Origin of the sequence: Sporosarcina jeotgali (assembly GCF_033304595.1) — a bacterium.
Lineage (GTDB): Bacteria > Bacillota > Bacilli > Bacillales_A > Planococcaceae > Sporosarcina > Sporosarcina jeotgali.
The window spans coordinates 582,483-608,057 of the sequence record NZ_CP116341.1; the positions used below are offsets into that span (position 1 = coordinate 582,483).

At 46.3% G+C, this 25,575-nt stretch carries 25 protein-coding genes; 15 read left to right on the forward strand and 10 right to left on the reverse strand.

What is annotated here, in order from left to right; all coding sequences use genetic code 11:
- Positions 1 to 563 precede the first annotated feature (563 nt).
- The 11 genes from PGH26_RS02715 (at position 564) to PGH26_RS02765 (ending at position 9,360) form a co-directional block, all read left to right on the forward strand.
- Complete coding sequence (locus tag PGH26_RS02715) at positions 564 to 1,568, forward strand: ABC transporter substrate-binding protein (RefSeq protein WP_323692497.1); 1,005 nt, start codon at positions 564 to 566, stop codon at positions 1,566 to 1,568.
- A 5-nt stretch (positions 1,569 to 1,573) separates the two neighbouring features.
- Positions 1,574 to 2,605 carry a FecCD family ABC transporter permease gene (locus PGH26_RS02720; protein WP_431312530.1) on the forward strand — a complete coding sequence of 344 codons (1,032 nt, stop codon included), beginning with the start codon at positions 1,574 to 1,576 and terminating at the stop codon, positions 2,603 to 2,605.
- Positions 2,592 to 3,410 (forward strand): ABC transporter ATP-binding protein, encoded by an 819-nt coding sequence (locus tag PGH26_RS02725; RefSeq protein WP_323692499.1) that lies wholly within the window; start codon positions 2,592 to 2,594, stop codon positions 3,408 to 3,410. The genes PGH26_RS02720 and PGH26_RS02725 overlap by 14 nt, the downstream gene beginning before the upstream one ends.
- A complete protein-coding gene (locus PGH26_RS02730) occupies positions 3,373 to 3,792 on the forward strand; it encodes an ankyrin repeat domain-containing protein (protein ID WP_431312515.1) in 420 nt (139 codons plus the stop codon). Before PGH26_RS02725 ends, PGH26_RS02730 begins: the two co-directional genes overlap by 38 nt.
- Complete coding sequence (locus PGH26_RS02735; protein ID WP_323692501.1) at positions 3,789 to 4,139, forward strand: antibiotic biosynthesis monooxygenase; 351 nt, start codon at positions 3,789 to 3,791, stop codon at positions 4,137 to 4,139. Before PGH26_RS02730 ends, PGH26_RS02735 begins: the two co-directional genes overlap by 4 nt.
- A 752-nt stretch (positions 4,140 to 4,891) precedes the next feature.
- Positions 4,892 to 5,236: an antibiotic biosynthesis monooxygenase gene (locus PGH26_RS02740; RefSeq protein ID WP_323692502.1), complete on the forward strand. Its 345-nt coding sequence runs from the start codon at positions 4,892 to 4,894 to the stop codon at positions 5,234 to 5,236.
- 131 nt (positions 5,237 to 5,367) lie between these two features.
- Positions 5,368 to 6,264, forward strand: coding sequence for an ABC transporter ATP-binding protein (locus tag PGH26_RS02745; protein WP_323692503.1), 897 nt, complete (start codon positions 5,368 to 5,370; stop codon positions 6,262 to 6,264).
- Positions 6,265 to 7,002 carry an ABC transporter permease gene (locus PGH26_RS02750; protein ID WP_323692504.1) on the forward strand — a complete coding sequence of 246 codons (738 nt, stop codon included), beginning with the start codon at positions 6,265 to 6,267 and terminating at the stop codon, positions 7,000 to 7,002.
- A 3-nt stretch (positions 7,003 to 7,005) separates the two neighbouring features.
- On the forward strand, positions 7,006 to 8,121 hold the full coding sequence (locus PGH26_RS02755; protein ID WP_323692505.1) for a sensor histidine kinase: 1,116 nt from the start codon (positions 7,006 to 7,008) through the stop codon (positions 8,119 to 8,121).
- On the forward strand, positions 8,118 to 8,723 hold the full coding sequence (locus PGH26_RS02760) for a response regulator transcription factor (protein WP_323692506.1): 606 nt from the start codon (positions 8,118 to 8,120) through the stop codon (positions 8,721 to 8,723). The genes PGH26_RS02755 and PGH26_RS02760 overlap by 4 nt, the downstream gene beginning before the upstream one ends.
- Before the next feature lie 136 nt (positions 8,724 to 8,859).
- On the forward strand, positions 8,860 to 9,360 hold the full coding sequence (locus PGH26_RS02765) for a DUF1648 domain-containing protein (RefSeq protein ID WP_323692507.1): 501 nt from the start codon (positions 8,860 to 8,862) through the stop codon (positions 9,358 to 9,360).
- A gap of 252 nt (positions 9,361 to 9,612) precedes the next feature.
- On the opposite strand, the gene PGH26_RS02770 is transcribed toward PGH26_RS02765, so the two are convergent.
- Positions 9,613 to 9,876 (reverse strand): excalibur calcium-binding domain-containing protein, encoded by a 264-nt coding sequence (locus tag PGH26_RS02770; RefSeq protein WP_323692508.1) that lies wholly within the window; start codon positions 9,874 to 9,876, stop codon positions 9,613 to 9,615.
- Between the two features lie 546 nt (positions 9,877 to 10,422).
- Here PGH26_RS02770 and PGH26_RS02775 point away from each other — a divergent pair.
- The 4 genes from PGH26_RS02775 (at position 10,423) to PGH26_RS02790 (ending at position 14,849) form a co-directional block, all read left to right on the forward strand.
- Positions 10,423 to 11,262, forward strand: a complete 840-nt coding sequence (locus PGH26_RS02775; protein ID WP_323692509.1) for a MurR/RpiR family transcriptional regulator — start codon at positions 10,423 to 10,425, stop codon at positions 11,260 to 11,262.
- Positions 11,263 to 11,373: 111 nt separating this feature from the next.
- On the forward strand, positions 11,374 to 12,267 hold the full coding sequence (gene murQ / locus PGH26_RS02780; RefSeq protein WP_323692510.1) for an N-acetylmuramic acid 6-phosphate etherase: 894 nt from the start codon (positions 11,374 to 11,376) through the stop codon (positions 12,265 to 12,267).
- A gap of 50 nt (positions 12,268 to 12,317) precedes the next feature.
- Positions 12,318 to 13,697, forward strand: a complete 1,380-nt coding sequence (locus PGH26_RS02785; protein WP_323692511.1) for a PTS transporter subunit EIIC — start codon at positions 12,318 to 12,320, stop codon at positions 13,695 to 13,697.
- Between the two features lie 81 nt (positions 13,698 to 13,778).
- Positions 13,779 to 14,849 carry a DUF871 domain-containing protein gene (locus PGH26_RS02790; protein WP_323692512.1) on the forward strand — a complete coding sequence of 357 codons (1,071 nt, stop codon included), beginning with the start codon at positions 13,779 to 13,781 and terminating at the stop codon, positions 14,847 to 14,849.
- A 52-nt stretch (positions 14,850 to 14,901) separates the two neighbouring features.
- Here the strand turns inward: PGH26_RS02790 and PGH26_RS02795 are convergent, their stop codons facing one another.
- The 9 genes from PGH26_RS02795 to PGH26_RS02835 all read right to left on the reverse strand — a co-directional run bounded on the left by PGH26_RS02795 (position 14,902) and on the right by PGH26_RS02835 (position 25,514).
- On the reverse strand, positions 14,902 to 16,251 hold the full coding sequence (locus PGH26_RS02795; RefSeq protein ID WP_323692513.1) for an Ig-like domain-containing domain: 1,350 nt from the start codon (positions 16,249 to 16,251) through the stop codon (positions 14,902 to 14,904).
- 238 nt (positions 16,252 to 16,489) lie between these two features.
- Positions 16,490 to 18,223 (reverse strand): AMP-binding protein, encoded by a 1,734-nt coding sequence (locus PGH26_RS02800; RefSeq protein ID WP_323692514.1) that lies wholly within the window; start codon positions 18,221 to 18,223, stop codon positions 16,490 to 16,492.
- An 85-nt stretch (positions 18,224 to 18,308) separates the two neighbouring features.
- Positions 18,309 to 19,787 carry an aldehyde dehydrogenase family protein gene (locus tag PGH26_RS02805; RefSeq protein WP_323692515.1) on the reverse strand — a complete coding sequence of 493 codons (1,479 nt, stop codon included), beginning with the start codon at positions 19,785 to 19,787 and terminating at the stop codon, positions 18,309 to 18,311.
- 618 nt (positions 19,788 to 20,405) lie between these two features.
- Complete coding sequence (locus tag PGH26_RS02810) at positions 20,406 to 21,554, reverse strand: acyl-CoA dehydrogenase family protein (protein WP_323692516.1); 1,149 nt, start codon at positions 21,552 to 21,554, stop codon at positions 20,406 to 20,408.
- A gap of 22 nt (positions 21,555 to 21,576) precedes the next feature.
- Positions 21,577 to 22,770: an acyl-CoA dehydrogenase family protein gene (locus PGH26_RS02815; RefSeq protein WP_323692517.1), complete on the reverse strand. Its 1,194-nt coding sequence runs from the start codon at positions 22,768 to 22,770 to the stop codon at positions 21,577 to 21,579.
- Between the two features lie 222 nt (positions 22,771 to 22,992).
- A complete protein-coding gene (locus PGH26_RS02820) occupies positions 22,993 to 23,427 on the reverse strand; it encodes a Zn-ribbon domain-containing OB-fold protein (protein ID WP_323692518.1) in 435 nt (144 codons plus the stop codon).
- A gap of 13 nt (positions 23,428 to 23,440) precedes the next feature.
- Entirely contained in the window at positions 23,441 to 24,604 is a 1,164-nt protein-coding gene (locus PGH26_RS02825) for a thiolase C-terminal domain-containing protein (protein ID WP_323692519.1), read from the reverse strand.
- 16 nt (positions 24,605 to 24,620) lie between these two features.
- The gene (locus PGH26_RS02830; RefSeq protein ID WP_323692520.1) at positions 24,621 to 25,064 is read right to left on the reverse strand and encodes a MaoC/PaaZ C-terminal domain-containing protein; all 444 of its coding nucleotides are present in this window, start codon (positions 25,062 to 25,064) and stop codon (positions 24,621 to 24,623) included.
- Entirely contained in the window at positions 25,065 to 25,514 is a 450-nt protein-coding gene (locus tag PGH26_RS02835) for a MaoC family dehydratase N-terminal domain-containing protein (RefSeq protein WP_323692521.1), read from the reverse strand.
- Positions 25,515 to 25,575 lie beyond the last annotated feature (61 nt).

Sequence of the window (25,575 nt, forward strand, 5' to 3'; positions counted from 1 at the left end):
CTAGCATATTTGTTCGGGACGGGCAATATGCCCGACAGGCAGGCGGCTCCGCACACGTTCTCCGACGGTTCATCGTGGTTGTCCGACACATTGAGATAGGTCTTCGACACCCGAGCCAACTTCTCGATCACTCCGCAAGATTTCTCCGACACATAGCGGAGTTTCTCAATAACGGGACACAATTCAACTGCTTTAAGGGAGTAATTGGGTGCGCTTCGCTTGTTTTAAGTGCTGGGTACCCTTGCTGGCTGGGGTATCAGCTATATAGCGCAGACTATCGGCCATATCAAGGGAAGTATCAGCCACATGACGAAAATAATCGGCCACATGCAGCCAACAATCAGCCAAATCTCGAAATTAATCGGTCAAGGGACACAATTCAACAGATGCGAGGGGGGATTGGTAAATCCTCCTTTAACCTTATGCATAGATAGTGATATTTCCCAGCCTTATCCAATGAAGCATAAGTACCAATTCTGAAAACTTAATTGACAACGATTCTCATTATCATTTATACTCGACTCATTGAGAGGGATTCTCAATTAAAAAAGGGGGGAGTCAAGTTGAAGAAGTATATTTTAGCAGCAGTATTAAGCGTTTGTATGACAGCACTTGCCGCATGCGGCGGTACGGATAGCGGTGAAGAAGTATCTACAGAAAAAGCGCCTTCTACAGAAACAGCAAGCGCTAAAACTTCTCAATCAGATAATGCTAATGAGAATAAAGAAATAGAAATCGCGGATGCAACAGGTCAGAAAATAATATTTGAACAAGCACCTGAATCTGTCGCGGTGCTCAGCAGCGGTGATCTGGATATGCTGTTAGCGCTCGATGCGAATGTAGTTGGCCGTCCTTCATCTCAAGGAGAACCGGCGGCTGAACTGAAAGATATCCAAGAGATCGGTAATCCGCACCAGCCAAACTTTGAAAAGATTGCGGAAGTCCATCCTGAAGTTATGATTGCGTCGCCGAGTTTTAAGCAGTTTGCGGCAAACCTTGAGGCTCAGGGGACGAAAGTCGTTTATACACAAGCCAATTCTGTAGAAGATATTTTACAAACAATCGACATGTTTGGAACGATGTTAGGGAAATCTGATGAGGCTCAAAAAGTGATTGCCGGGCTGAACGAACAATTGGATGCACTTGTTGGCGCTGAAGGTGAAAATGGTGTGAAAACGCTTCTTGTCTATGGAGCACCTGGGTCTTACTTAGTGGCACTTCCGAATTCATTGTCAGGTGACTTGCTTGAACGTGCTGGCGGCGAAAACATTGCGTCTGATTTCCCGCAAGAAGAAAAGTATCCGCAGTATGCAAGCCTGAGTACTGAAAAAATTATTGAGCGAAATCCTGAAGCAGTTATGCTGATCACGCACGGAGATCCGGAAGGTGTTAAAAAGGCATTCGAAGGAGAAATGGATAAGAACCCAGCGTGGAAAAACTTGGACGCCGTAAAAAATGGAAAGGTAACAGTATTGCCTTCTCATTTATTCGGTACGAATCCTGGAACTAAAGTAGCAGACGCACTTCAAGTGATGAACGACAGTTTGAAAGAAGCAAAGTCTAAATGATTGCGGTGAATGAACAAAAGAACGAAAGAAGCGTCAATCATCCGCTGGCAAAGCGCCGGACTGCGGTTCTGATAGGAGCTGCTGTACTGCTTTTGATAGCAGCAGCTGCAAGTCTGATGATTGGTTCCGTTTCGTTTTCGTTCACTGAAATTATAAATGGATTATTCAACTCTACAGACACCCTTGAACGAAGAATCGTTTGGGAGCTGAGGCTGCCCCGTCTGCTGATCGGATTAATTGTGGGAATGTGTTTAGCAGCATCGGGTTCCATTCTGCAAGGGATTATGAGGAATCCGCTAGCCGATCCAGGGATTATTGGCGTATCGTCCGGAGCAGGACTTGCGGCAACAGCCATCATGATTTTATTCCCCGCGTACATCATGCTTTTGCCTGCTGCTGCATTTCTTGGAGCACTCGTTACAGCACTCGTGATTTATGCAATGTCTTGGCGGGGCGGGACGTCTGCGGTGCGCATCATTCTCGTAGGTGTGGCAGTGAATGCAGTTATCGGAGCTTGTATGAGTGCGCTTATGCTTCTCTATAGTGATCGCGTGCAATCGGTTTTACCATGGCTTGCCGGAGGAATCGCAGGAGCTGGCTGGGTGCAGTTCGGAACAATTATCTGGTATTCACTTGCAGCTCTGGTTCTCGCGATTTTTGCGATTCCTCATATCCGGATTTTACGGCTGGGAGATGAAGTCGCAAAGCTGCTTGGACATAAGGTCGAGCGAAGCCGCTTTTACTTAATCGTATTGAGTACATTACTCGCGGGGATTGCGGTCAGTGTTTCAGGGTTAATCGGATTTGTGGGACTCGTTGTCCCGCATATAATGCGTTCACTTGTGGGAGGAGATCATCGATTTTTGCTACCCGCATCTGCGCTGGGCGGTGCATTGCTAGTCGTAGTCGCAGACACTGTTGCACGCACAGTGTTCAATCCGATTGAATTGCCCGTCGGAATATTACTGTCATTCCTGGGAGGTCCGTTCTTCCTGTACTTAATCCAGAAACGGAGGGATTCGTTTGCTGACAGCTAAAGAATTGTCATATCGTCAATCGGAAACATTCAGCTTGGAAGATATCAATCTGCACATTCCTGAAGGGGAGATTGTCAGTCTGATAGGGCCGAATGGTTCTGGGAAATCAACGTTTTTGAGAGTCATTTCGAGATTGCTGTCACCTGACGAAGGGGAAGTTATTTTGGACGGGCAGCAGATTGTGCAAATGGATACGAAGGATGTCGCCAAAACATTGGCGATGCTGCCCCAGATGCAAGATCATCAGCTCGATTTAACCGTTGGGGAACTTGTGGAATTCGGCCGTCACCCCCATCGGAATCGGTCAGGAAGATTTTCTGCAGAAGATCGGGAAGTGACGGAATGGGCACTTGAAGTGACGCATATGAAACCATTTCGCAACCGGCTGCTGAACTCGTTATCAGGAGGTGAACGGCAGCGGGCATGGATTGCGATGGCCGTTGCCCAGCGACCGAAAGTCTTGTTGTTGGATGAACCCACGACCTATTTGGACATTGCTCATCAGCTGGAAGTGATGGAGCTCGTAAAAGAACTGAACGCAACATTCGGGATGACCGTCGTCATGGTGCTTCATGATATTAACCAAGCCGCACGGTACAGCGATCGGCTCGTTGTCTTGAAAGATGGCTGTATCCGATTTGATGGAATACCTCAGTGTGTCTTATGCAAAGATATGTTCCAATCGATTTTTGAAATCGATGCAGATATCTTTACAAAGAATGGAATGTGCTTTTTCACACCTACTAAATTACGAAGGGATGAGGTCTATGCGACAGGAAGGCGAAAAGAAGGGGCAATTGGATAATGCGTTGGTAAGGGAGTTTATTATCGCAGCTCATGGGAATTTATCTGAAGTGAAGGCGTTGCTGGCAGTGGAACCCGCACTTGTGCACAGTGTTATGAATTGGGGCGGAGATGACTGGGAAAGCGGTCTAGGCGCTGCAGCTCATACAGGAAATCGTGATATTGCTGAGCTGTTGCTGGCAAATGATGCGCGCATGGATATATTTTCAGCAGCCATGCTTGGCGACTTGGAAATCGTACGCAGTCTGATTGAGCGGTATCCGTTAATGATCGATGCGAGAGGGGCCCATGGTATTCCTTTGCTGCGCCATGCAGAACGCGGTGGAGAAGCCGCACGTCCAGTTCTTGAATATTTATTATCAAAAAGGGAGGCACTTGTATGAGCCAGATGACAGCAGTGAACACGATTAGCATTGAAAAGGGAAGAGCCCAGGAAGTGGCGGATCGGTTTGCCAAGCCGAAATCCGTCCACACATTCCCTGGATTCGTCCGGATGGAAGTGTGGATGAAAGAGAATATTGAAGATCACGACGAATTGCACATCTGCACGACGTGGGAAGATGAAAAGTATTTCAAAGACTGGCTGAAAAGCCGTGAAAACGATAAAGCACACGGGCAGTCCGCTCAGAAGCCTGAAACTTCAGAGGAAGCGAAGTCGAACCCGATTCTCGGAGCGAAGTTATCGACCTATGTAACTCTCGTTCAGCATTTGCCAGCCGTGGAAGTATAAATAGAAGAAACATGAACGCTTTGCCTTCGGGTAGAGCGTTTTTTTTAGTGGGACAATCTTTCGTTCTTCGACAGTTCATAAGGTTTGTACGACGAGAAGAGGCTTTTCTCGGACAGTGATGAAAGTTTCACCATCACTCCGCAAGATTTCTCCGACACATAGCGGAGTTTCTCGATAACGAGACACAATTCAACTGCTTTAAGGGATAAATTAGGTGCGCTTCGCTTGTTGAGGGAAGGGGTGCTCCGCTGAAGATGGTGTCCTAAACGTTGTCTGACAGTTCAATGTGTTTATTTGACACATAGCGATTTTTCTCCATCACCTGAGCTGACTTCTCCATCACTCCGCAAGATTTCTCCGACACATGGCGAAGTTTCTCGATAACGGGACACAATTCAACTGCTTTAAGGGATTAATTGGGTGCGCTTCGCTTGTTTGGAGTGCTAGGTGACCTCGTTGGATGGAGAATCGGCCATATGCCACAGGTTATCGGCCATATCAAGGGGAGTATCAGCCACTTGAAGAACGGAATCGGCCACATGCAGCAAAAAAGCGGCCAGATCCGCAAATTAATCGGCAAACAGACACAAATCAGGCTAGGGGATTCCCTATTTCCTCAGCTGAAATATTGTGAGAAGAGTTCTCAAGGCGTATGCTTAAAGAAGAGTTTTCGAGTGCACAGATGCTAGAACAGTTCAGTTTAGCTGCTGTGTACAAAAAGTGGATTTGCCAACTACAAAGGAGGCGCTCGTATGAGCCAGATGACAGCAGTGAACGTGATTCGTGTTGAAAAAGGGAAAGGATCTGAAGTTGCAGAACGCTTCGCCAAACCTAAATCCGTCCATACCTTTCCGGGATTTGTCCGCATGGAAGTGTGGATGAAAGAAAATACTGAAGATCATGATGAGCTCCATGTTTGCACAACTTGGGAAGACGAAAAGTACTTTACGGAGTGGCGTGAAAAGCGTGCTATTGAAAAAGCAAAAATTCGAGCGGAACAAGAGAAAAACCAAACGGGCACACCTCCGCATAATCCCATTCTGAGTACAGAGTTATCCACATACGTCACAAAGGTTCAACATTTACCTGCTGAATAGTAGTTGAAACGTGAAAGCTTTGCCATCTGCGCAAAGCTTTTTTAATATGACAAGTGTCATGAGAACTGATGACAGAATGGACTGCAACTCGCTCACGACTTTCAGTACGATAAAGTCAAAGGAGTGAGCGCATGACAACAATCATTGATTGTGTGGGAGTGGAAAAATCATTTAAAGGAAAGGTGGCTGTAAAGGGCTTAACTTTTCAGATTGATAAAGGAGAAGTGGTGGCGTTATTAGGACCGAATGGAGCGGGGAAAAGCACAACAATCCAGATGCTTCTTGGTCTGCTGGAACCTTCAGCAGGGAGGATTACTATTTCAGGAAAGCATCCAAATATGAAGGCAGTTCGGGAACGGACAGGTGTCATGTTACAGGAAGTCAGGTTGCTGGATACAGTCACCGTCAAAGAAATCCTTCAATTGGTTCGAGGGTATTATCCACGACCGCTCTCAATAGAACAGTTGACTAAGCTAACTGGGCTAGATGAAAACTCACTGAATATGCGCACTGAAAAGTTGACGGGCGGCCAAAAACAGCGTGTCAGTTTCGCTCTGGCGCTGGCTGGTAACCCAGATATGCTATTTTTGGATGAGCCAACTGCCGGCATGGATGCCATTGCACGGAAAAAGTTTTGGAAATCGATTGGGGAACTTGCAGAACGCGGCACAACCATCATTTTTACTACCCATTATTTGGAGGAAGTGGAGGTTGCAGCGACCCGGGTTTTGATGATCAATCACGGCGAGCTGATGGAAGATGAAACGCCGGCAATGATGAAAAAGAAGCTGGCTAGGCAGCGGATAACATTCACAACGAACGAGCCGCAGCACCCAGGGTTTTTTCAAGAAGCTGGCGTTTTGGATGTTCATGTAGATGGTAAGAAAGTGATAGTTTTCACTGAAAATCCTGATTCTATTTTGAAAATCTTATATACACTTAATCTTGAAATGAGTGATGTGACAATAACTAAAGGAACAGTAGAAGATGCATATAATCAGCTGACTAACCGTCGGGAGGTGAGCTGATTGAAGACTTTATGGAATGAATGCCGGGTCGAGGCATTGCGTGTTTTCAGAAATCAGTATTTCATTTTTTGGTCGCTTCTCATCCCGATTGTGTTTTATGTGTTATATACGAAAATCATGATACAGAATGTAGGCGACCCCGAATTGTGGGAGAAACACTTTCTCATGTCAATGACCGCGTTCAGTGTGATGGGAAGTTCAATTATGACACTTGGACTCCGTCTTGTTCAGGAACGGAATCAGGGATGGACAATGTATTTAAGAACAACCCCCGTATCCGGAGCTGTTTATTTCATTGCAAAAATGGCGGGGCAAACAGCAGTGCATGCCGTTATCATTATAGTAATCTTCGCAAGCGGGGGACTGATCAACGGGATTTCGATGCCTGCTATCGAATGGGTCACAGCAGGTGTATGGATTTTGCTGGGAGCAATCCCGTTTCTAGCCCTGGGAAGTTTAATCGGTACGATGAAGAAGTCCGACACAGCATCGGGGATTAGCAACCTGATCTATTTGACGCTTGCAGTGATGGGAGGGATTTGGATGCCGATAGAATCACTTCCTGGACTGCTGCAGAAAATGGCATCTTGGTTACCATCTTATCAGTATGGAGCTGGCGCTTGGTCGATTATACGCGGAGATGTCCCTAATCTAGGGGGGATCCTGATTTTGATCGCTTATACGATTGTTTTCATGGTACTATCAATTCAACGAAGGCGGTTGCAGGAGGCGATCTAGCAGATGAAATCATTTGAATTATTTCCAAGACGATTCGGCTGGATTCCATACGTGTTTCTTGCATATTTGGCAATCCCATTATTTCATGTATTGTCGGAAACCGGCACGAAACGGATGCTTGGAGTAGTTCTGTTAGCAATATTTGTCGTCGCTTACCGTGAAGCTTATCGAGCGGTGCTGGATGCAAGGCTGATTATTTGGTCTGCAATCCTCTTCGTTCTCATTCTGGCTTTGGCTTGGTTCTACCAACCTTATAATCTGATATTGGCTTTTTATATATCGAATTTCATTGGATGGATTGGAGACAAACGTCTATTTAAAAAATCGGTAAGTGTGTTCACAAGCAGTCTGGTCCTCTACGGCCTGTTGCTGGTGGATGAATATGGAATGGAAACAGGGATAGGGGTTTTTCCATTCATTATAGTAATGGCACTCACGCCTATCGCTGTCCGCAACAGCGCGGAACGCAGCAGACTTGAAGAAAAATTGGATGCTGCGAATGAACAAATCCGTGAATTGAGCCGGCAAGAAGAGCGTGTACGAATCGCGCGGGATCTCCATGATACGCTCGGACATACGCTGTCATTAATAACATTGAAAAGCCAGGTGGTCCAGCGCGTTCGAAACGATTCTGAAAGGGTCTTAGAAGAAGCGAAGGGAATTGAAAATACATCGCGTTCAGCTTTAAAGCAAGTAAGAGAATTAGTGAGCGACATGAGAGGGAGTTCCGTTGCAGAGGAGCTGATACAGATGCAGGAAATTCTTTCTGCTGCTTCTATCGAGCTGAAGACGGAACTTCCTGAACCCCTTCCAGAACTGGCTCCACTCAAGCAAACGATTATTGGAATGTGCATTCGGGAGCTGGCAACAAATATTGTCCGGCATAGCGAGGCTTCAACGTGTTTCGTATCGATTCAGGAAACAGATGGCGGCTTGGTAACGAGCATCAAGGACAACGGAATTGGCATGATGGGGGCTCATTATGGGAACGGCCTGAACGGCATCGTTGAACGGCTGGCATTAGTGGAAGGCACTCTGTCAATTCAAGACCAATCGGGTACTCAGTTTAAGCTGATTGTTCCACTTCCCATTACAACGAAAGGGGGAGAAACTGGATGATTTCACTCTTGATTGCAGAAGACCAAAAAATCTTACGCGGCGCACTCGGCACGCTGCTCGATTTTGAAGAGGATCTAACCGTGATTGGGCAAGCACAAGATGGAGAAGAAGCATTACGATTAATTCAACAACTGAAACCGGATGTATGTATTCTGGATATTGAAATGCCAAAGATGAGTGGATTAGATGTTGCGGATCAATTAAAAGCAGCGGACTCTTCTTGCAAAGTTGTTATTTTGACGACCTTTGCGCGGCCTGGATACTTTGAACGTGCACTTCGGTCGGATGTCAGAGGCTATTTGTTAAAAGACGGTTCCATTGAAGAACTCTCACATGCAATCAGAGAGGTGATGCAAGGGAAACGTGAATATTCTTCAGAACTTGTGATGGGACATTTTTCGAATGAAAATCCATTAACAAAACGGGAACAAGAATTGCTGAGCCACGCAGCGAATGGCCTTACATCCAAGGAAATTGGAACGGAGCTGTATTTATCGCCAGGGACAGTCCGGAACTATTTGTCCGAAATCCTGCAGAAGGTCGGTGCAAAAAACAAAGTGGAAGCGCTTGTGATTTGTCGGGAAAAAGGATGGCTGGATTGAAGAATACTAGTGAAAATGAAGGCGGCCCGAGCGTAATTGTGAGAGCGGTTTTTTTGTATGGGAGGGTAGTTGAAACCTTCAGCATCCCTTTTCGTAGAATAGGAAACAGACTTGATATGAAAAGGAAGTGGAGGACATGCAAAAGCCGATTCAACGTGTAGAAACCCGCAAAACAAAAATAGATCGAGTTTGTGACGTGGTCGCTGCGGGCCTTTTCCTCGCCGTCATTTTCTATACCGTTTTTCAATGGGGGAAGTTGCCGGATGAAGTACCCATCCACTTTAACTTAGCGGGCGAAGTGGATAACTTCGGCTCAAAATGGTTTCTATTGCTGCTGCCGATGATTGGTTTAGGGATGTTTGCACTGCTGGAGGGATTAGAGCGTTATCCTGAAGCGCATAACTATCCTAAACGTTTAACTCAAGCAAACGCGAAAAGGTTTTATCAAGCCAGTCGGGAGCTGTTGAACCGGGTTAAAAACCTCTCACTCCTATTAATAGGTTACATTCAATGGGAAATTGTCCGTGCAGCACTCGGTGACTCAATTGCCATGAGCTTATATGTTTTCCTTATAATACTTGTGCTGATGGGTACCGTAATTATTGCGGGTGTGGCTCAAATGAGGCAAATCAAATGAAAAGAAGCATCCTCCAGAAAAATAGTGGAGGGTGCTTCTTTTACTGTTCGGATTTAAGTCGCCGCTTTGGATGAATAACACAAATATAAATCTGATAGGTGCCGAATAACAACGTAAGCGTCAATATAGGAGCCAAGATGTTCTGTGGTTCTATGATGAAATAAGCACAAGCCAGAGCAACTACATAGACAAGGTATCCAATTGAAAAGAGTTTTTACTCGTCAATGTGCTCCCCTCTATTGTTTGTAGAGCTTAACGTTCGCAGGCGATGCCGTCTTTGTCACGATCTAATTTAGTGTGACTGTTATAAATTGCAGCGTTGACAGTCGGTGCATATTTAGTTTTCCCGCCTTTATTGCGCACCGTGGCATTCATCGATACTCCGCCCTTGTAGGTTTGATTCAGCATTGTGCAATTTTTAAATTTTGCTGGTGCCGCATCTGCAGGCTGTGCCGGTATGGCTGCGACTCCTAAAGTTAATACGGCTGCAGTTAACACCGCTCCAATTTTCTTCATCGTAAGCGCTCCATTCAAGTCTTGAATTTTAAGACAATTATACAAGGTTTCCAAATGGATGGGAAGACAAATTGTTGGATGAATCGGTGGATTGTGTGCGCTGGCCGATAGATTCTTCTACGTGGCTGATAGTTTGCTGGATATGGCCGATTTATCATGAAGAGTGGCCGATTGTTTTCGCCACATGGCCGATTTTCTCTGCGATCTGGCCGATTCCACTCGCGCATCAAGAATGCCCGTCCCTAACGCGCGAAGCGCTACCAATTAATCCCTTAACGCGGTTGAATTGTGTTCCGTTATCGAGAAACTTCGCTAAGTGTCGGAGAAATCGCGCGTTGTGATGGAGAAGATTCGTTCACTGACGAAGAAAGGTTTCCACATGTCGTACAAACCTTAAGAACTGTCGGAGAATGGAAAATGGGCAGCTGGCAGTGGATGGCGCTATCCCTAATCACACCTCCGAAAACTTCGAAACTTTCGATTGAACATTGTCAAAAGACTCTCACTTCGTTCATAATGAAAGGAATAGAGTAGGAGGGGAATTAGATGCTGGGACAAATTAGAGGGCAATTGAACCGGTTCTCGAAAACAGAGCTTAGAATCGCAGAATATATCCTGAACAACGCAGAACTGATTCCGACCATGACGACTAAGGAATTGGCGGCGAAGACGGACGTCAGTGAAGCATCTGTCGTGCGCTTTACAAAGTCTGTAGGGATTGCCAGCTTCAAGGCGTTCAAGATTTTATTGGCACAGGAGCTTGCAACCACGGAAGAGTACATAACGGATTTTTCAATCACACAGAAGAAAGACTCTCCTTATGAATTGTTTCAAAAAGTGGTCCATGTCAACCGCGGGGCGATCGATTTGCTGCTTGCTTCTATTGAAAAGAAAGAACTTGAAAAGGCAGTCAAAGCGTTTCAATCGGCGCATCGTATTTTGTTTTACGGAGTAGGCGGGTCGGCGATTGCAGCGATGGATGCTCAATTTAAATTTGCGAAACTCGGTTACCAAGTGGAATATCATGCAGACTTTCATTACATGCTGTCGGTAATCCCATTTTTGAGCGAGAACGATATTTTTGTAGCCATCAGTATGTCTGGTGAAACGAAAGACGTCGTTGAACTGGCGCGGTTTGCGAAGAAACAGGGGGCTACGCTCATTAGCATTACCAATCTGAACAAATCCCCTCTCTCAAAGGAGTCGGATATTCAACTGGCAACACCGAATGTCGAGAAGGATTTTCGCGTTGGCAGTATTACGTCACGCATGACACAGCTGACCGTTATTGATAGCTTATATATCAGTCTCGTGAACCAAATGGGCGAGTCTATCATCGATCGATACCAGAACGCGCGGGAACAGGCGGTGAAATTGAGAAGGTAATGAATTTTGCATAAAATGAAATTACATTTCATATATTAGTAATAAACTATTGACTTATAATTTCTCAAGAGCGTACAATAGAGCCAATGAATTGGTGAAAGGAGTGGGCGCATGCTTGAGAAATTGGGCACGGAACAACGCAATGCACATACGATGTCATTAGACACGATGAGTGTCACAGATGTGCTAAAAGCGATGAATAAAGAAGATGGCTCTGTAATTGAGGTGATTTACCAACAGTTGCCGAAGATCGAAGAAACAGTAAATGCCGTGATTGATTCGTTTCAAAAAGGCGGAAGACTGATTTACGTTGGGGCAGGAACAAGCGGCCGTCTTGGAATTTTGGATGCAGTTGAATGTGTACCGACATTTGGTGTCTCACCAGATATGGTCGTTGGTTTAATAGCCGGAGGGTTGAAAGCGTTCACAAAAGCTGTAGAAGGCGCTGAAGACGATCCCGAGCTGGGCGTTCAAGATTTAAAGGATATTCAGATGAATGAAACCGATACCGTCATTGGAATCGCGGCAAGCGGAAGAACCCCTTATGTGATTGGTGCACTGGACTATGCACGCGAAACAGCTGCCCATACAGTGAGCATTAGCTGTAACGCAGGCGCTGAAATGAGCAGCCATGCTGACATTGTAATTGAACTCGCAACTGGCCCCGAAGTATTAACAGGGTCCACTCGATTAAAAGCAGGAAGCGCACAGAAAATGGTTCTCAATATGATTTCAACTGCCGCGATGATTGGAATCGGCAAAGCATACGAGAACTTGATGATTGACGTTCAAGCGACGAACTTGAAGCTTCAGGAGCGTTCAAAACGCATCATCATGGAAGCAACAGGTGCTGATTTAGAAACGGCAGCATCTTTCTATGAAGCTTCCGGAAAACATGTGAAAACAGCGACCGTCATGATTTTACTTGATTGTTCAAGAGAACAGGCGCAAGAACGAATCCAAGCAACAGGCGGGTTTGTTCGAAAAGCTACGCAGCAAGCATAAAATGGTTTTGTTGAGTCATTCACTAGCAGTTAAGAGAGGGAGGGTGCAGGATGAGAAAAGAGCAGCAAATGGCGACGGGCATACTGGAACACGTTGGCGGCAGAGATAACATTCGTAAAATCGCCCACTGTATGACGCGGCTTCGTCTAACATTGAAAGACGATAGTAAAGCAGATATTGCGGCATTGAAAAAAGTCGAAGGTGTCATGGGGGTTGTCGTCGACGAAACTTTACAGGTCGTCATCGGACCCGGGACTGTGAACCGGGTTGCAGATGAAATGAGTCAGCTGACAGGTCTTGGAATCGGGGAAGAGTCAGAACCCGAGTATGACAGCTTAACATTTGAAGAACGTGCTGCGATTGACAACGAACGCAGAAAAGAGAAAAACCGGACACCGTTCAAAAGTTTCCTAAGAAGAATTGGTAACATTTTCATCCCTCTGATTCCGGGACTCGTTGCATCAGGAATTATTAACGGAGCGGCGAACTTTGCGAAAAACGCAGGTGTCGATCCGACCCAAACATGGATGCAGATTTTGCTGCTTCTCGGAACGAGTGTCTTCACGTACTTGGCAGTCATTGTCGGTTGGAACACAGCGAAAGAATTCGGTGGAACACCTGTGCTTGGCGCCATCGCCGGTATGTTCTTATTCAATCCATTCCTTGCAGAAATTACGATTTATGGTGAACCGTTAGTTGTCGGGCGCGGGGGGTTATTTGGGGTCATCTTTGCTGCATTCCTAATGACATTTGTTGAAAAGAATGTGCGTAAGGTAATGCCGGCAGCGATTGATATCATCTTTACTCCGCTGATTACCGTACTTACTGTTGGCTTCTTCTCGCTTTATGCAATTGTACCGGTTGCTGGCTTATTAGCTGATGGAATTACAAAAGGACTGACAGCAGTTCTTGATGTAGGCGGAGTTTTTGCCGGGGCTATCCTTGCAGGATTCTTCTTACCGCTCGTCATGGTAGGATTGCATCATGGACTCACACCAATCCACTTGGAATTAATCAACACATTCGGTAATACCGCGTTGCTGACAATTCTAGCAATGGCTGGAGCCGGACAAGTGGGTGCCGCAATGGCAATCTTCGTGAAAACGAAAAACCATCGTCTCCGTAATATTATTAAAGGGGCATTGCCGGTAGGATTCCTAGGAATTGGGGAACCGCTGCTCTACGGAGTTACATTGCCGCTCGGCCGCCCGTTCATTACCGCTTGTATGGGTGCAGCGCTCGGCGGCGCATTCCAAGCAGTGATGCACACGGCAGCGACAGGGATTGGTGTATCAGGAATTTCCCTCATTCCGCTCATCGATGACGGCAAGTACTTGTACTACTTCCTTGGACTTCTAATCGCGTATGGCGGCGGATTCTTGTTCACCTATCTATTTGGATTCAAAGAAGAAATGGCACGCGATATTTAACAGAAAACAGCATTCGTCTCCATTAGCGATAATGGGGATGAGTGCCTTACTTTTTGTTACGGGAAAAGGATGGTGAACGAGATGCTCGGCATGTCGGTCTATTTAGGAACGGTCAGCTTCACAGAACACGAAAAACGGTTACGTGAGATGAATTCTGCGGGCTTTCAATCCATTTTCACGTCACTGCATATTCCAGAAAATGATGCGTCTGCCTACAAGGATGAAGTTCAACAGCTTGGGAAGTTAGCACAAGAGCTAGGAATGGAGCTGATGGTGGATGTCAGTCCCAGTGCGCTCGACAATCTTGGATTTACATGGGACCAAGCAGAAGGATTGCTCGAATGGGGAATTAGCGGATTGCGTCTCGATTACGGAATCTCTCCGAAAGTGATCGCGGAATTGTCACAAGTGATGCGTATCGCGCTGAATGCGAGCACGGTGACCCATGAAGAATTAAGTGAGATGAAAGCTGAAGGGCTGCGTCTGGAAGCGACGGAAGCATGGCATAACTTCTATCCGAGGCCGGAAACGGCACTGGATCTGGCTGATTTCATTCAACGAAACAGCTGGCTGCATGATGAAGGTGTGCGTGTTATGGCGTTTGCACCTGGAGATGGCCAACTTAGAGGTCCGCTCTTTGAGACGTTGCCTACGCTTGAAAAACACCGGCACGTATCACCGCTCGCAGCAAGTTTAGAGCTGATGAAAGAGGCATATGTCGATAAAGTTCTCATCGGGGACCCGGGTTTAAGTGAGACAAGCCTAGCGCAATTTAAAGCATATCAGAAAAATATCATCCAACTGCGCGCGAAGTCATTTGAACAAGCAGACCCAAAAGCATTAAAAATGGCTGGGACACTCCATACAAATCGTCCGGACAGCGCTCGGGATGTCATTCGTTCCAGTGAATCCCGGCCTGCGGCAATGAAATCAGGAAGTTCCGTTCCTGCACACTATTGCGCACCGCGGCCGAAAGGAACAATCACTGTCGATAATGAGCGCTATTTACGTTATCAAGGTGAGCTTCAAGTGACGAAAATCGATTTATCAGCAGATGAGAGAGTGAATGTCCTGGGTCAAGTGATCGAAGAGGATAAGGCTTTACTGAAATACATCGGCGGCAACCAACAATTTGAACTAGTTTGGTGTTGAAAAGGTCAAAAAACTCACCTTCAATATTAGCGGAAGGTGAGTTTTCATTTGGTTATTTCACATAGAATGTTTTCTTGATTGATTTCTTCAACGTTTTACCATTATGGCTCTTAATCTCTTTGTCGATAAACAACGTATATCGCTCACCTGTTTTATATGCCTGCTGTGGTGTAATGACAAGGGATTTCGTTGCAAGATCATATGTGGTAGTAGTTGCAATTAAATTATTAGCAGAATCAACAACTACTACATTCAATTCAGAAATTGCTTGTTCATCTAATGGTTTACTGAACTTAATGTTCCAAGGTTTGAAAGCATCTTCAACGGGTGCCTCTGGTTTAACTTCAGCATCCTGCTCATTCTTAATTTTCTCGATGACAGTGTTTTGAATGCCGTTTATTTTATCTGTTGCAGCGGTTAAGTCCAGACGCAATTGCTCAATGCGTTCATAGCGTGAAGTGAGTAAGGCCGGGTCTGAAATACGTGTTGCGAATGAATCTAACTGACGAGATATACCATCTAAACGATGGCTAAGAGAAGTGAATTTACCAGTGTAATCGTTATACTCTTCAACTGCATCTTCAAGTTCTTCAGCAAGATCCGCTTCTTTTTCAGCTTTGTCCTCAGCTTCCTCTTCAGCCTTTTCCTGTTCGTCTTCCGCTTTTTCTTTGTCTAGTTCGGCTTGTTTTTCAGCTTCTTCTTTATCTTTCTGTGCTTGCTTTTCCGCTTTTTCTTTCTCTTTTTCAGCTTGTTTCTCAGCCTTTTCTTTTTCCTTGTCTGTTAACGGTTTTTCAGAAGGAGCTGCATCCTCTTCCTGCGATTTAACTGGCACATTGGGAACGTTTAAAGGCAGAACAAGGCCTGGATTCTCTTCGGTGGGTTGTTGTTCTTGATTTTGGTCTTTAACCTTGTCTTTATCTTTATCTTTGTCTTTGTCTTTATCTTTATCTTTATCTTTATCTTTGTCTTTGTCTTTGTCTTTATCTTTATCTTTGTCTTTATCTTTATCTTTGTCTTTGTCTTTATCTTTGTCTTTATTCTTATCTTTGTCTTTGTCCTGATCTCTGTCGTTATCATCATCAGATGTCATTTTCTCGAATTTGTTTTGGTATTTGACAATGAGCTCTTCTACTTTCATTAATTGCTTATCAATTGAAAGTAATTGCTTTTCAGCGCCCTTATTGGAGTAGTCTCCACCGTTTTGCTGCTCGCTTCCATATCCAGGATTTTGTCCATTTGGGTTATTTGATCCTGATTGGTTTCCATTATAATAAGGGTTTTCATAACCGTTAGGATTCCCTGGGTTTGACGAATTATCATAAGCTGATGCAATGGATATTGGTGACAAAAATGTACTAGCTGCGAATGTAGCGGCAATAATAGGTGCGTATAACTTCTTCATGCTTATTCTCCTCTGGCCATTTGGCAATTTATAATTTTATGTAATTAAATCGTACACCTGGAAAGTTGACTAATCCTAGTGCCAAATGAAACTATTTACGTAACTGGAAATATGTTTTTGAAACTTCAATAGGCATAAATACCTTATATGAACTATGCATAATATACAACTTGTACAGGGATAATGGCTTATTAAGGAAGATGAAAAACGCCTCGCCACATGGGCGAAGCGCGCTCAATCATTGGTTTTCAAGTTCCATCTTTTTCAAATGGATCTTTGAAATCTTTCCGGCAGCCGTCATTGGGAATTGTTCCATGAACTCAAGTTCACGCACTTTAGAGTAATGGACGACGCGTTCGTTCGTGTAGGTCATCAACTCTACAACGCTAAGCGTGCTTCCAGGTTTGACAATGACAAATGCTTTTGGAATCTCTCCAACGCCTTCCACAGGCTTCCCGATCACAATCGCATTTTGCACCGCAGGGTGGGAGACGATTACTTCTTCGATCCGGCTGGGATATACGTTATATCCATTGTAGATCAGCATTTCTTTTTTACGATCCACGATTGCCAGGTAGCCTTCTTCATCGATAATTCCGATATCACCGGTATGCAGCCAGCCACCGCGAAGCGTCGCCGCAGTTTCTTCGGGTTTATTTAAATAACCTTTCATCACTTGCGGCCCTTTAATACAAATCTCGCCGCTTTCGCCTGAAGGGAGAGGTTCTTCACTGATTCCATCAAGCGAAACGACTTTGATTTCCGTATTATACGTAGGCAGTCCAACAGTTCCAATTTTATGGACTCCGCCCGAAATCATAACACTGCCAGCCACAGATGCAGTGGCTTCCGTCAATCCGTAGCCTTCCCCAACACGCGCATTCGGGAACATTTCTTTCAGCAAGCCCATTTCTTTTTGAGAAAGCGGGGCAGCTCCAGAGCTGATGTTGCGAATGGCAGAGAAATCATACGAGTCGATTCCCGGCAAATTCAGCAGCACATTCCACATAGCAGGTGCTCCGTTAATAGAAGAAACTTTGTATTTCTCCATTAACTCTAAGAACTGGGCAGGGACAAAACGATCCGGTAATAGTGTCGTTACGCCTTGCGCCATAGGGGAAACGATCATGCCGATTCCGCCGGTAATATGGAACAGCGGGGAAGGGCTTAACCGAATCTCCTCCCCAAGGGGAATCAAATACTTTTTCTTGTAAGATTCCCTGTCCTGATCTACCGCAACAAAACGCAAGGCTCCATCCTCATCGACCACAGGCAATGCCCCAGCTGTCCACGCTGCAATTTGTGTAATATTGCTCACTAAGTTCGCATGTGTGATCATGACGCCTTTCGGACTTCCTGTCGTACCGCCGGTGTAAGCGATGTGCACTAAGTCTTCCTGCGGATCAATGCCAGGATCGAATTCTTCGTCCGACGCAGCAGCTTTCAGTGCCGCAAAACTGTGCCATCCGTCGAAAGTTGAGACATCTGCGGGAGTCTCATTCGAATAGATCTCGGATTCACCGGTCATGATGACTTGCTGTACACCTGTATCCGCAAGTACTTCCTGAATCGACTTTGCCACCGATTCGTGCGTAATGACGACTTTCGTTTCAGAGTCATTCAATTGATACGTCAAGTCACCGGCAGGCAAGTATGGATTCAGTGGGGAGTAAGCAGCCCCGGATAAAATAATTCCATAATACGCAGCTACGTATTGAGGACATGTAGGAAGGTGTGTAGACACCGTCATCCCGCGTCCTACGCCAAGCGTACGCAGTGCATTTGCAAACCTTTTTGCTTCTGTGTAAATCTGGTCATACGTAATCCGTGTGTCGCGATAAATGTAAGCATCTTTAGGACCGTATTGCTTAACGCTTCCTTTTAAGATGGCTCCTGCTGACACATTCGGAATGTCGAGTACTTCTGGCAAATCTTGATCGTAATTTTCTCTTTTTGAAAGTTTAACGTTCATTTGACCACCGCCTCCCTCGAATATAGACCCAATCCCTCTGAATTAAAGTATCTCGATTGGCGTGAACACCAACCGAGATTGGAAATTAAAGTTCAATAACACATGCTTTTTCGCGTGAATAATCTTCAATAGAGTCTGACCCGAATCCACTGCTCTTGACACCGCCGAATGGTAAATCCACACCGACTCGTGCATACGTGTTGACCCATACGTTTCCTGCTTCAAGTGAAGCAACCATGCGGTGGGCACGACCTAAATCTTTCGTCCAAACCCCGGCAGCCAGTCCGAATTCAGTGCCGTTCGCCAATTCAATTGCTTCTTCTTCGGTATCAAATGGAATCATGACGGCAACGGGGCCGAAAATCTCTTCCTGGCAAACTCTTAACATATTAGACTCTGATTTAAGAAGAGTAGGCTCGATCCAATAACCGTCCGCCAAGTCGCTTCGATCTGGAATGAGTTCAGAACCGCCAGAGCGGCCGCCGTAAACGAGCTCCGCGCCTTCATCCAAACCAAGCTGAATATAGGAACGTATTTTTTCAAACTGTGATTTGTTTGCGATAGGGCCAGTAGTTGTCGTTGGATCCATCGTCGAACCAAACTGTTTCAACTCTGGATTTTGAAGGTAATTTTTAATGCCTTCAGCGACCTGATCAATAATCGACCGGTGAACGAGCAGACGTGAACTTCCCACGCAAAGCTGCCCCGAGTTTCCAGTGAAAATACTATATGAACTGATGGCCTCCACTGCTTTTTCTATATCGGCATCTTCAAATAGGATATTGGCAGACTTTCCACCCAGCTCTAAAATTAAAGGCTTAGGCTTTCCAGCAGTTGCTCTTGCGATGGAGCTGGCAGTACCGCCTGAACCTGTTAAACTCACTTTATCAACATCCGGGTGCTCGACAAGCGTGTCTCCAATTTCAGAGCCCGGGCCGCAAATGACGTTGAGGACGCCTTCAGGGAAAACATCTTTCAGCAAGTTAGCAAGATGAAGGGAAGAGACCGCCGATTGTTCAGATGGTTTGATGACAACCGTGTTTCCTGCAGCAAGTGCATAAGCTGCTTTAATTGAAAATGTAAAGAGTGGAGCATTCCATGGTGTAATCCCTACAACCACCCCATAAGGCTCACGCAATGTATATCCGAGACTTGTGGGACTCATAGGAACGGTTTGACCCCGATTCGCTTCGGTCGCTTTTCCCGCTGCATCCAGCCAAACTTGCTGTAAAACAGGAATCAGTCCATACGAAGTTTCCCGGATCACCCATCCGTTGTCTTGCGTTTCAAGTCCAGCAAGTTCTCCGCCATTAGAGGCGATAACTTCAGCTGCATCACGCAAACACGCAGCCCGCTCACCAGCCGACAAAGCTTTCCACGCAGGGAACGCCTTCCGTGCCGCTTCAATTGCCGTCACGGCATCTTCCTTGGAACTTTTAGGCACCCGCGCCCATACCTTTCCGGTAGAAGGATCCATACTATCTGTAAGTGCACCGCCTTTAGCTGTACGTAATTCTCCGCCAATCAGGTTCTGATACTCTTTCAAGTCTGTAGACACTGCCATCATCATTCTCCTCCTTATATAGGTGTTTTTATTTGTGATTCTATTGGAATTCCTCTGGTGTTGTAGGGAAGTCTCCGCAATTTGTGGAATGCGCTCATAAATCGCGGAAAGTGATCATAACTTATGGAAAGCGCTCATAAAACACGAGAAGTGATCCTAACCCTCGGAATGCGCTCATAAATCGCGGAAAGTGATCCTAACTCATGGAATGCGCTCATAAATCACGAGAAGTGATCATAACCTTTGGAATGCGCTCATAAATCGCGGAAAGTGATCATAACTCATGAAAAGCGCTCATAAAACACGAGAATTGATCATAACCCTCGGAATGCGCTCATAAACCGCGGGAAGTGATCATAACCCTTGGAATGCGCTCATAAATCGCGGAAAGTGATCATAACTCATGGAAAGCGCTCATAAAACACGAGAAGTGATCATAACCCTTGGAATGCGCTCATAAATCACGGAAAGTGATCCTAACCTCCAACACATCCTCCAACACACTAGCTGTCTGTTTATACGCCTTTATCCACACACAATAAAAAGTTACTAACAATTCATCAACAAAGTATCCACTAACTGTGCCTTGTTTACTCACAAGTTATCAACAAGTTATCTTCAAGAAACGGGAACAGCATCACGCTTAGCAGGAACCGAGTGCCAGCCAAGAGAATGTGCCGTCGCTTTACGTGAATCGCGTACGGAACCGAAATAGTTCTCATAATATCGAGCGCGTTTCAAGAACAGCTGCACATCCAATTCTTCCGTAAACCCGATGCCTCCGTGAATTTGAATCGAATCACCAGCCGCCTTGATATACGCTTTTGAGATGAACGACCGGGCACTGTGCACAGCCGCGACTTTATCCACAGCATCTGTTTCGACAGCCCATGCTGCATAATAGGAAAGAGAGCGTGCTGTCTCCAGATCAAGCTTCATGTTAACAATCCCATGCTTAATCGCTTGGAAACGTCCAATTGGCTGATTGAACTGAACACGGATTTTTGCATACTCCGCTGTCATTTTGACCAGCTCATCCATTCCGCCAACCATGCTCGAACATAGCGCAGCGTTGAAGTGGAGAAGTCCGTGCTTCAACATATCCGCGGCGTTTCCAGGTTCACCCAGCAGTTCACCAGGTGCAGCATCAAATGTCACTTCAGCAAGCTGCTGAGTTTCGTCCACAACAGAGAGCGTCCGCACTGATGACAGGTCGCTGGCTTTTACAAGAAATAGAGATTTCCCTTCAGCTGTTTGTGCTCCTGTGATAAAAACATCTGGATCGCCAATGACAGGAACCAGCGTTTTCGTACCCGTCAACGCATAGCCGTTCTCCGTTTTCGCTGCAACACAGCAGAAAGAGTTAGGGAAGAGACTCGTGCCTTTTTCGTACCAAGCAACAGAAATCGTACTTGCGCCTGACGCAACATTCGGCAGCCGGGCCGCTTTCTGTGCAGGTGTTCCGAAAGACTCAAGTAAAGGAACAGCAAGAGCGAGTGTCTCAAGCTGAGAACCCGGCAGCAGCACGCGTCCGGTTTCTTCAAACACGGGAACTAAGTCGAGTGCGCCAAGGCCAAGACCATCAGATTCTTCCGAAACGGGAATCGCTGTGACGCCCATTTCCGCAAGTCCTGAAGCGGCGCTTTTAACGACGTCGAGTTTGCCGTCAATGACAGCGCGAGCGGCTTCTGTTCCGTTAAGGTTGTTCATATATTTACGAATCGCTGTCCGAAACAGCTCTTGTTCTTCGCTTAATGCAAAATCCATATCAATCACCTCTCCAGTTCAGTTATCGTCCTAAGTCTTTTGGCAATCCAAGAATGCGTTCGCCAATCGTGTTGCGCTGCACTTCACTTGTGCCGCCGCCGATTGTTGCGCCGAATGATGCCAGATATTGTCGCTGCATCTCTCCGTCAAACAACGCGTCGTCATGGGTTAGTACGCCTGCATGACCTTGAATTGTCATCGCAAAGTCGAAAACTTCTTTCGTCAACTCGCTCACCAGGAGTTTATCCAACGAACTTTCAGCCCCTGGCTTGCCGTTTTTGAGTGTATGGGTAATATTTCGATAATAATTCAGCTTCGCGCCGTTAATGCGGGCGTGTAAGTCAGCGAGTCCGTCTTCTACAAATGGATCTTCGATAAGAGGAGTGCCATTCACACGGATCGTTTTCGCCATTTCAATGACACTGTCGAACTGTTGCTCCAGCGTAAACACTTGCGCCGCAATCCCAGAACGTTCATGCAGCATAAGCGCGATCAGGACAGCCCATCCTTTGCCTTCTTCACCGACGATGTCCTCGTCAGTCGCTATGGCATCGGTCAAATAGACTTCATTGAATTCCTGATGCCCATCCATTTGAACGATCGGGCGAGTCTCCACGCCTTCCTGGTCCATATCGAGCAGGAACACCGTAATGCCTTCATGTTTCTTTTCCGATTGGCTGGTTTTCGTGAGTAGGAAACAACGGTCTGCCAGATGCGCAAAACTCGTCCAAACCTTTTGTCCGTTAATGACCCATTTGCCATCTTTCTTCACAGCGGTTGTTTGGAGTGCCGTCAGGTCAGATCCGGCACCCGGTTCTGAATACCCTTGGCTCCAAACTTGCTCACCCGTTAAGATTTTTCCGATGAATTCATCCTTCTGCGCATCCGTTCCCATTTGCATAAGGGTCGGTGCGACCATGTGAATCCCGATATAGTTCACAAGGGGAGGGGACTTGACGCGAACCATTTCTTGGTGATAAATGATTTCTTCCATGAGCGTCGCATCACGCCCGCCATATTCTTTCGGCCACGAAATCGCTGCCCAGCCGCCTTCATATAATGTTCGCTGCCAATCGCGGAGGGATTTTGAGTAGTGTTCATTGTCTTCAGGAAGTTTCCGATCACCTTGCAGCCAACCTTTCGGCAAGTTCACCTCAAGCCAGCCACGCAGTTCCCCGCGAAACTTCTCCTCTTTTTCCGTAAATGTAAAGTCCATTGAGACACACCCTTTCAAATTTAGCTGAATAATAGACGGTGTTGATTTTCGCGGCAGGCGGACGCTTTCCTAGGGGCTCGATCTTAGCCGCTTCCCTCGCTGAGCTCAGTCCAGGGTCTTCGATCTTCGCTAATCCCTCAGAAGTCGCCGCCTTCTGCTTCAATCACCGGATTTTGTGTGACAAGTCATATGTTTTAAAAGAATGAGAGATATCAGTAACCATTATTTCCGAGCCAGCATCCACTGCGGCAACGCGCGGTCATCCGTAACATCTACCCACGTCATCTTCAATGGCACGCCAATCTCAACATCCGCCGGATCACACCCAATAATATTCGCCATAATCTTCACATCAGGCGCAGCATCCAGGGCAGCAACCGTAATCACAGTCGGCAACTCATGCTGGAACCCCGGTAAAAACGGTCGGTACGACACAATATACGAATACACCGTCGCTGAAATATCCGAACCTAACAACTCCCACTCCGTTTCCGGACTTCCACAAGTCGGACAAGCCGGCCCAGGGGGATGAATGAACGAGCTGCACTCAGCACACTTTTGCAACTTCAACTCATGTCGATCCGCGGCGTCCCAATACTCATGATTATCCAAGGTTTTCAATGGAATCGGCTTTTCATATGCAGTCTGTTTAGTCATCAAGACGCCTCCTTTAGTTTCGTAAAATCATCGCACCTGCGATATCAGGACCGGCCCAGCCCGTAGAAATTCCGAGCTCACAATCCTTCACTTGGCGATCTGTACCTTTATAGTCATGCCGTAATTGACGGACAAGCTCTAGTACGTTGTTCATGCCATGTGTATAGCCTTCAGAGAGCATGCCGCCCGCAGTATTGGAAGGAAGACTTCCACCCATTTTTAAATTGCCGGCTGCAACGAAATCACCGACTTCACCGCGTTTCGCAAACCCATACGCTTCAAGCTGGCGCATCACGACCCAGCTGAAGCAGTCGTAGATCGAAGCCACTTGGATATCTTCGGGTTTTACGCCTGCGGACTTGTACAGATCTGCTGCTGCGTGATCAGCCGCAACTTCGTCCACTTGCGTCCAGTAATGAACATGTGAATGTGTCGTCCGCGGAGCCATGCCGGCAATGAAAACAGGCTTAGACTTACAATTTTTCGCGTTCGACGCAGAAGTTACAATGATTGCATTCGCTTCATCCAACTCCACGCAGCAGTCATGGATATTGAATGGCATACTGATGTCAGGCGTTGCGAGATACGTTTCCATATCCAGTGGTTTTCCATTCAAAAATGCATTCGGATTGCGTTGTGCATGCTCGTAGAAGCTGATACAAACATGTCCTAAGTGCTCTTTCGTAATTCCGGTTTCATGCATATGACGATTCGCGAACATCCCGAACCATTGCGTAGGACTGGCGGAACCATACGGCATGATGAAACTTCCGCCCGGGAGCATGGATTGAAGCATATCCGGGTCATATCCGCGTCCTACTTTGTCACCCGAACTTCCATTCATCGAGCGATAAATCAGGACGGTTTCTAACATGCCTGCTTCAATTAATGCAACCGCGTCTGCAATCAGCAATTCCGTACTGCTGCCGCCGCCGCTAATGTCTTTTACATACTTCGGGTGACAACCCAGGTACGTAGCGAGTTCATGTGAAGGACACGAATCTCCGCCAGTGGAATAATTCATAATTCCATCGAGATCTTTTGCTTCTAACCCCGCGTCAGTGAGTGCATTTCGGGCCGCAGTGAGCGCCATATGAAGGGGAGTCGTACCTGATTTTCGGGAGCGCTGATTTTCGCCGACACCGACGATTGCGCATTGATTTGAATAAGTTGACATCTATGCTACCTCCTAGTCAGTCGTGCTCGATTTTACAAGTAAGTGCTGCAGATCCAGTTCCAACCTTTTCACCAGGAGCTTTTTCTGCAATCAATTCAAGGACAGCTATGCGCTCGCCATGAGATTCAGTAAGTTGTTTCACAACACCGCTGCACGTAATTACATCCCCTGGTTTTGTCATAGCCCCAAAACGCATATTAAAGTTGCTGACAACAGATTCAGTCCCAGCTAGTTCCTGCACGTATTGTCCAAGGAACCCCATAATGAGCATGCCGTGTGCGATGACACCATCCATGCCGATGCTTTTCGCAAATTCATCATCTGTATGGAGAGGATTCAAATCGCCGGAGGCTTGCGCATACTGGACAAGTTGTTCACGTGTTACAGGCGGTTTCGTAAGCGGTGGAAGCTGCATCTCCACGTGCAGCTCAGAAAAAGGAATTTTTGTAATCGCTTTCATTCAATTGCCCCCCTTTTGTGCGGGTCTGTAGATAATCGTGTTGCGCGCGACTGCCGCGAGAACGCCATCTTCTTTTTTCATTTCCGTATCGAGCACAAGAAACTGCATCGTCCCGCTTTTCCCGACGCGATCGTACACGTCAGTCACAGCCATCGTGCATTCAAGGCGATCTCCAATGCGGACAGGCTGGTGGTAGATGAATTCCTGTTCACCGTGCAGCATCCGTTTGAAATCCAGCTTTAGCGGTAACTCGACGCTGCTGCCAAGTGCAACCAAAAATGTGGGCGGCACGGATACGCCTTTATAAGCCGTATCATTCGCATAGGTTTCATCGAAATAAAGGGGATTCTCATCACCGATTGCCTGCGCAAAGCGAGTCACATGCTCCCGGTCGATTTCAGCAATATAAGGGTTGCTGGATATTCCAATCATGCTTTTATCTAAATCCATGAGGCACCTCCGAGTGTTTTCATATTAAAATTCTGCCTACTTAAAATAGTATGTTAATTCA

Coding starts and splice junctions, on each gene's coding strand:
- PGH26_RS02795 (WP_323692513.1), bottom strand. CDS start 16,251: ATGAAGAAGTTATACGCACCTATTATTGCCGCTACATTCGCAGCTAGT.
- PGH26_RS02815 (WP_323692517.1), bottom strand. CDS start 22,770: ATGGACTTTACATTTACGGAAAAAGAGGAGAAGTTTCGCGGGGAACTG.
- PGH26_RS02730 (WP_431312515.1), top strand. CDS start 3,373: ATGCGACAGGAAGGCGAAAAGAAGGGGCAATTGGATAATGCGTTGGTA.
- PGH26_RS02735 (WP_323692501.1), top strand. CDS start 3,789: ATGAGCCAGATGACAGCAGTGAACACGATTAGCATTGAAAAGGGAAGA.
- PGH26_RS02825 (WP_323692519.1), bottom strand. CDS start 24,604: ATGTCAACTTATTCAAATCAATGCGCAATCGTCGGTGTCGGCGAAAAT.
- PGH26_RS02785 (WP_323692511.1), top strand. CDS start 12,318: ATGAGAAAAGAGCAGCAAATGGCGACGGGCATACTGGAACACGTTGGC.
- PGH26_RS02755 (WP_323692505.1), top strand. CDS start 7,006: ATGAAATCATTTGAATTATTTCCAAGACGATTCGGCTGGATTCCATAC.
- PGH26_RS02805 (WP_323692515.1), bottom strand. CDS start 19,787: ATGGCAGTGTCTACAGACTTGAAAGAGTATCAGAACCTGATTGGCGGA.
- PGH26_RS02790 (WP_323692512.1), top strand. CDS start 13,779: ATGCTCGGCATGTCGGTCTATTTAGGAACGGTCAGCTTCACAGAACAC.
- PGH26_RS02765 (WP_323692507.1), top strand. CDS start 8,860: ATGCAAAAGCCGATTCAACGTGTAGAAACCCGCAAAACAAAAATAGAT.
- PGH26_RS02770 (WP_323692508.1), bottom strand. CDS start 9,876: ATGAAGAAAATTGGAGCGGTGTTAACTGCAGCCGTATTAACTTTAGGA.
- murQ (WP_323692510.1), top strand. CDS start 11,374: ATGCTTGAGAAATTGGGCACGGAACAACGCAATGCACATACGATGTCA.
- PGH26_RS02830 (WP_323692520.1), bottom strand. CDS start 25,064: ATGAAAGCGATTACAAAAATTCCTTTTTCTGAGCTGCACGTGGAGATG.
- PGH26_RS02835 (WP_323692521.1), bottom strand. CDS start 25,514: ATGGATTTAGATAAAAGCATGATTGGAATATCCAGCAACCCTTATATT.
- PGH26_RS02820 (WP_323692518.1), bottom strand. CDS start 23,427: ATGACTAAACAGACTGCATATGAAAAGCCGATTCCATTGAAAACCTTG.
- PGH26_RS02760 (WP_323692506.1), top strand. CDS start 8,118: ATGATTTCACTCTTGATTGCAGAAGACCAAAAAATCTTACGCGGCGCA.
- PGH26_RS02800 (WP_323692514.1), bottom strand. CDS start 18,223: ATGAACGTTAAACTTTCAAAAAGAGAAAATTACGATCAAGATTTGCCA.
- PGH26_RS02775 (WP_323692509.1), top strand. CDS start 10,423: ATGCTGGGACAAATTAGAGGGCAATTGAACCGGTTCTCGAAAACAGAG.
- PGH26_RS02745 (WP_323692503.1), top strand. CDS start 5,368: ATGACAACAATCATTGATTGTGTGGGAGTGGAAAAATCATTTAAAGGA.
- PGH26_RS02740 (WP_323692502.1), top strand. CDS start 4,892: ATGAGCCAGATGACAGCAGTGAACGTGATTCGTGTTGAAAAAGGGAAA.
- PGH26_RS02810 (WP_323692516.1), bottom strand. CDS start 21,554: ATGGATTTTGCATTAAGCGAAGAACAAGAGCTGTTTCGGACAGCGATT.